7 protein-coding genes and 1 tRNA gene are annotated in these 4867 nt (G+C 45.0%); 6 read left to right on the forward strand and 2 right to left on the reverse strand.

Going from position 1 to position 4867, the window contains the following annotated elements:
* Nucleotides 1-702: 702 nt before the first annotated feature.
* Both B5F35_RS17540 and B5F35_RS17545 read left to right on the forward strand, forming a co-directional pair.
* Complete coding sequence (locus B5F35_RS17540) at nt 703-909, forward strand: helix-turn-helix domain-containing protein (protein ID WP_087242906.1); 207 nt, start codon at nt 703-705, stop codon at nt 907-909.
* 19 nt (nt 910-928) lie between these two features.
* Nucleotides 929-2329, forward strand: coding sequence for a site-specific integrase (locus B5F35_RS17545; RefSeq protein ID WP_206424073.1), 1401 nt, complete (start codon nt 929-931; stop codon nt 2327-2329).
* Nucleotides 2330-2511: 182 nt separating this feature from the next.
* On the opposite strand, the gene B5F35_RS17550 is transcribed toward B5F35_RS17545, so the two are convergent.
* Nucleotides 2512-2588, reverse strand: a tRNA-Arg gene (locus B5F35_RS17550).
* A 77-nt stretch (nt 2589-2665) separates the two neighbouring features.
* On the opposite strand from B5F35_RS17550, the gene B5F35_RS17555 reads away from it, so the two are divergent.
* The 4 genes from B5F35_RS17555 (at nt 2666) to B5F35_RS19395 (ending at nt 4427) form a co-directional block, all read left to right on the forward strand.
* The gene (locus B5F35_RS17555; RefSeq protein ID WP_442856498.1) at nt 2666-3214 is read left to right on the forward strand and encodes a phosphodiester glycosidase family protein; all 549 of its coding nucleotides are present in this window, start codon (nt 2666-2668) and stop codon (nt 3212-3214) included.
* A 4-nt stretch (nt 3215-3218) separates the two neighbouring features.
* Nucleotides 3219-3626: a hypothetical protein gene (locus B5F35_RS17560; protein WP_087242910.1), complete on the forward strand. Its 408-nt coding sequence runs from the start codon at nt 3219-3221 to the stop codon at nt 3624-3626.
* A 153-nt stretch (nt 3627-3779) separates the two neighbouring features.
* Nucleotides 3780-4151 carry a RelA/SpoT-related domain-containing protein gene (locus tag B5F35_RS17565; protein ID WP_087242912.1) on the forward strand — a complete coding sequence of 124 codons (372 nt, stop codon included), beginning with the start codon at nt 3780-3782 and terminating at the stop codon, nt 4149-4151.
* A 126-nt stretch (nt 4152-4277) separates the two neighbouring features.
* On the forward strand, nt 4278-4427 hold the full coding sequence (locus tag B5F35_RS19395; RefSeq protein ID WP_442856499.1) for a DUF6061 family protein: 150 nt from the start codon (nt 4278-4280) through the stop codon (nt 4425-4427).
* A 54-nt stretch (nt 4428-4481) separates the two neighbouring features.
* On the opposite strand, the gene B5F35_RS17570 is transcribed toward B5F35_RS19395, so the two are convergent.
* The gene (locus B5F35_RS17570; protein ID WP_087242914.1) at nt 4482-4793 is read right to left on the reverse strand and encodes a helix-turn-helix domain-containing protein; all 312 of its coding nucleotides are present in this window, start codon (nt 4791-4793) and stop codon (nt 4482-4484) included.
* Nucleotides 4794-4867 lie beyond the last annotated feature (74 nt).

The raw sequence follows: 4867 nt of genomic DNA on the forward strand, positions 1-4867 counted from the left end.
CAAGGTGCAACCGGACTACGCCTGCTGACTTTAGTGTAGCAGATGCCGCCGTCCTATGCACTGCCTTTATTTTCATTCTCAGCTGTGATGGCATTTCATGAGGCGTTGACAACTGAATATACGGTGCCATAGGTACTTTCCCTGTATTCCGAGCGGCAAATGGAGCGGCGCGATGACAGACGGCTTTAAGGAGGTGGTGAAGCCCAGCCGTCCGAGCGATCTACGCAATCCATTGACCTGGCTGTGGCAGGCCAGGCGCGATGACCGATACAGGGCACAATGATACTTTCTCACGACCCGTCAAAGACTTGGGGGGAGTCCCTTCTGTGTTCGTTAGCTCTGGCGAAGCGACGGCATAAGCAGGGCTATGATGCGGTAAAGCTGACCGCAGCCTGTGGCATCCCCGGCCCGGAAAAGGGCCTGCCGGGGGGCGTGGCAAATACGGCAAGTTACCAAAAAACCATCCATGCCGTTGTTTTGATTTTCAAGCAGCAGCATGGATTCCTATAAAATCGAAATCAGATACCATGAGGCCAGGCCGCTCTTTCAGTGTGTCCGGCCTTATTCATGTGATTTTGACTGAAAATTTTATCATGGATAAATCGCAAATTTTTTTGATTAGCAGCGGACAAGTGGGCATTGGAGCGTTATAATAATGGTGGAAGTCATAATACATTTTGTCGGCTGCGGAAAGGAGGATCAATGAGCCAGGCCGCCAAATGTATGCAAAGAGATACCCCGGAATCAAGGACTTACACTGTTGAAGATATAGCCTCCATGTTGAACATTGGCCGTACTTCTGCTTATAACCTTGTAAAAGAGGGGCATTTCAAAACTGTACGAATTGGTAATGCCATACGAATTTCCAAAAAATCATTTGATGAATGGTTAGATACTTTGGTTATCTGACAAGAAAGGAAGATCGTATATGGCATCTATTATCAAGCGTAAAAAAGCATATTCTGTTGTTTACAACTATGTTGATGAAAATGGAGAAACCAAGCAGAAATGGGAAACATGGCACACCCATAAAGAAGCCCTGAAACGGAAAGCGGAGATTGAAAACCAGCAAAACAATGGCACGTTTCTTCCTCCGAACAATCAGAAGTTATCCGATTTTCTCTATGATTTTGTTTCCACTTATGGGGCAAAGAAATGGGGTGTTTCCATGTATGACAGCCAGACGGCCCTGATCGCCAACTATATCAACCCGATTATTGGCGATTTGGAAGTGCAGGCAATCAATCCCCGTGTCGTGGATAAATACATTCAAACCCTTCAAAAGACACCTTCTGTTTCCCGGAAGAACCGGAAAGCGCGGACTGAATTTGTTACCAATTCAACCATTGAAAAGATAATCAAATTGCTGCGCTGTGCTTTTAAGCAGGCTGTTCGCTGGGAACTGGTCGGTAAAAATCCTTTTGAAAACACTGTGCTTCCTAAGACGGAGTACAAGAAGCGGGATATTTGGAACGCAGAAACTATTCGGATTGCATTGGACCAATGCACTGATAACAAGCTGTATATCGCTATGAATCTCGCTTTTGCCTGCTCTTTGCGTATGGGAGAAATCCTTGGTCTGCGGTGGAAGAATGTTTTCATTGAGGATGAACATATCATGGCCGACAATGCCTATATCTACATTGACGCAGAATTGACACGGGCCTCAAAGCAGGCGATTGAAATGCTTGGTGAGAAGGACATTTATTACATTTTTACCCCACTCATGCCCAATACCAGCACTCGGCTGATCCTAAAAAAGCCGAAAACGGATTCCAGCATACGCAAGGTCTGGCTTCCTAAAACATTGGCTTATATCCTCCGTGAGTGGAAAAAAGCACAGGATGAATTGAAATCATTTCTCGGTGATGAATACCAGGACTTTGATTTAGTGGTTGCTCTGCCTAATGGCAGACCGTGTGAAAATCGGATCATCGAGAAAGAGTTTTCAATCCTAAAAGAAAAAGCTGGGCTGCCTAATGTAGTATTTCACTCTCTCAGACATTCCAGCACTACTTACAAGCTGAAGCTCAATCACGGGGATCTGAAGGCCACACAGGGCGATACAGGCCATGCAGAGATTGATATGATTACGAAGGTATATGCACATATCCTGGACGAAGATCGCAAGGTGAACGCTCAGAAATTTGAGAACGCTTTCTATGCGGTCAACAGGGATTTGAAAAATGTGCAGCCTCCGCAGGAACAGCCAGCGGCACCAACCTTAGACCTTTCCGTGCTGATTGAACAGCTTCAAAAATCTCCGGAGCTGGCACAAACGCTGGCGGCGCTGATTGGGCAGCAAAATCAGGGTTTGAAAGCAAATTAGCAAAAAGCCCGTTTTTATTAGCAAGGACGAGATTTTTGTTCGAGTCCAATTAGCAAAATATTCATTGCAACTCATAAACAAGCAAACCACCTGATATGCGGTATGATAGTTTGAGAGACAAGGATTCGGATAAATAAGAAACGCCGAAAACCTTGATAAATCAAGACTTTCGGCGGAGTTTTTGGCGTCCCAGAGAGGATTTGAACCTCCGACCCCACGCTTAGGAGGCGTGTGCTCTATCCAACTGAGCTACTGAGACATTTGAATAAATATGAACTTGTATTCCTAATTTAGACTCGAACTGTCTACCGCTTAGGAGGCGGACCCTCTATCCTGGTGAGGTACGGGGGCATATACACAAATTATTCAGTTATACAAGGCTCCGGGATTCGAACGGTTGGATTGTTAGGAGTGCTCTACCGGAATACAGCAGCTTCCGGGCAGGTGGACCTTGTGATCTATAATGATGGAAACTTTGCTATTATCAACGAGACGGATGTTACTGCCGAGGAACTCCTCGCAGATGGCGCACAGCAAGTCTTATCGTTCGGGCCTGCCCTGATAGAGGATGATGCAGTGGTCGTTTCGGAAGATGATGAAGTCGGAAAAGCAAAAACAAGTAATCCTAGAACCGCTATTGGAGTCATTGACGATTTGCATTATCTGTTTGTAGTTTCCGATGGAAGAACGAATGAGAGCGCTGGCCTGTCATTGCTTCAGTTGGCGGAATTTATGAAAGAGTTGGGTGTTACGACTGCCTACAATTTGGATGGCGGAGGGTCCTCTACTATGTATTTTAACGGTGAGGTCATCAACAATCCCACAACCAATGGGCGAAGCATTGTAGAAAGGAGCGTGAGTGACATTGTCTACATCGGATATTAAACGAATGCAGGAAATGGCGAGAACCGGGTTTGTATATCTGTTCATTTCACTGTTTTGCGTATTGTTCGGCGCAGTTTATGAGATTTTCAGCCATGAAGTGTATTCCTATTTTATGTTGTATGCATTTGTGTTTCCATTAGTTGGCGGCGTGCTTCCTTTCTTCGGAATGGCTTTCAGCAGCATGCCGGTACCAAACAGAGCAACGCGAAATTTATATCACTCTGGCATAACAGCTTTGACAACAGGCTTTCTGTTTGAGGGAGCGTTGGAAATTTACGGAACAACAAATCGACTCGTTTTAGTTTATTGGATACTGGGAATCTTGTTTATCCTAATGGCTATTTTTATATATTGTCTGTTCCTAGGGAAAACCAAATGCAGCAAAATGGAGAATGATAATCTTGACCTGTGAAGAATACTACGAAGGCCAGTTTGACTGCCTGAAGCGAGTGGAATAATCCTTACGGGATATTATCCGCGAATATCCTACACAAAGTTATCCATATGGTATAGAGCCAATCTTGTATTGTAAAATCCGGATAAAGAGTCCGGAAAGCATGATGCTGTGGGGATGTGGGTTGTATGTTCCTTTTTAGACGATGTTTATAAAATAGCTGACTGGCTGGGGAAACGTCCCGAATTTGAGATTGTCGAAACAAAAGATTACATTGCCTATCCTAAACCCAATGGGTATCGAAGCCTGCATTTGGTTCTATCTTTTCCTTCCTTCGTTGATCGAAAAAGCATGGCAGAAATACAGTTGCGAACGATAGCGACTGGGGTGGTATTTTACTACCTCATCTTCCAGGAAGGTGCCCTATTTTATGGCACCCTAAAAGTACCGGAGGATGTCGCGATTCACGATACCTTATGCCCCGAACCAGCGCACCGGGTACAGGGGCACAAAGCGTTCGTAGAACGCGCAGCCACAGAATGAAATTCTGTGTTCGAAAAGGGCTTGGAGGCGTTGCCTCAACAAGCAAACAGCAGGAAATGTGAGCGTGTATTAACACACGCATTACTTGCCGGTATCTAAAACAACCAAAACAACCCTTGTGCCGCCGTGGAGAACGAGGCAGCAAACAGTATGTACCAGCGGTCAGAATTGGACTGGCTGATCTACAATGATCCGCTGGCCTATACGGAAGTGATTTTAAATGGTGAGCCAGAACTATATTTGAAGGCTGTGACAGAGAAACACCCGTTAGGCTGACATAAAAAATCCGCCAGAAGCAGCATTCTAAAAAATGCGTCTCTGGCGGATTTTTTACATCTTATCAATCAAAGCAAATACAACAGCTTGCTGTTCTTCGCTCAATCTTGACCAGCGTTCCAGAAGCTTTTTCTGCGCCTCCGTCAAGCAAACAGGTGCATCTTCTTCGGCAAATAGCTGAGACAGTGTAATGCCAAAAGCTGTGCAGATTTTCTCCAGAGATGGAATGGTAGGAACCATGTTCTTACGATACCATGAGGAGATCGTGGATTGTGGTAAACCGGAGCGTTCTGCAAGCTGATACTCTGTCCAGCCCCGTTCCTCCCGATACGCGGTTATAACCGAGAGAATATCCTTCACCTGCATCACTCCTTTGCTTGTGTTCTTCGTAAATTATACTTTGATAAATCGTTGTGATTTAATCATTTATATCGTATAAT

The sequence above is a fragment of the Anaeromassilibacillus sp. An200 genome, assembly GCF_002160025.1.
In the GTDB taxonomy this organism is placed as follows: domain Bacteria; phylum Bacillota; class Clostridia; order Oscillospirales; family Acutalibacteraceae; genus Caccousia; species Caccousia stercoris.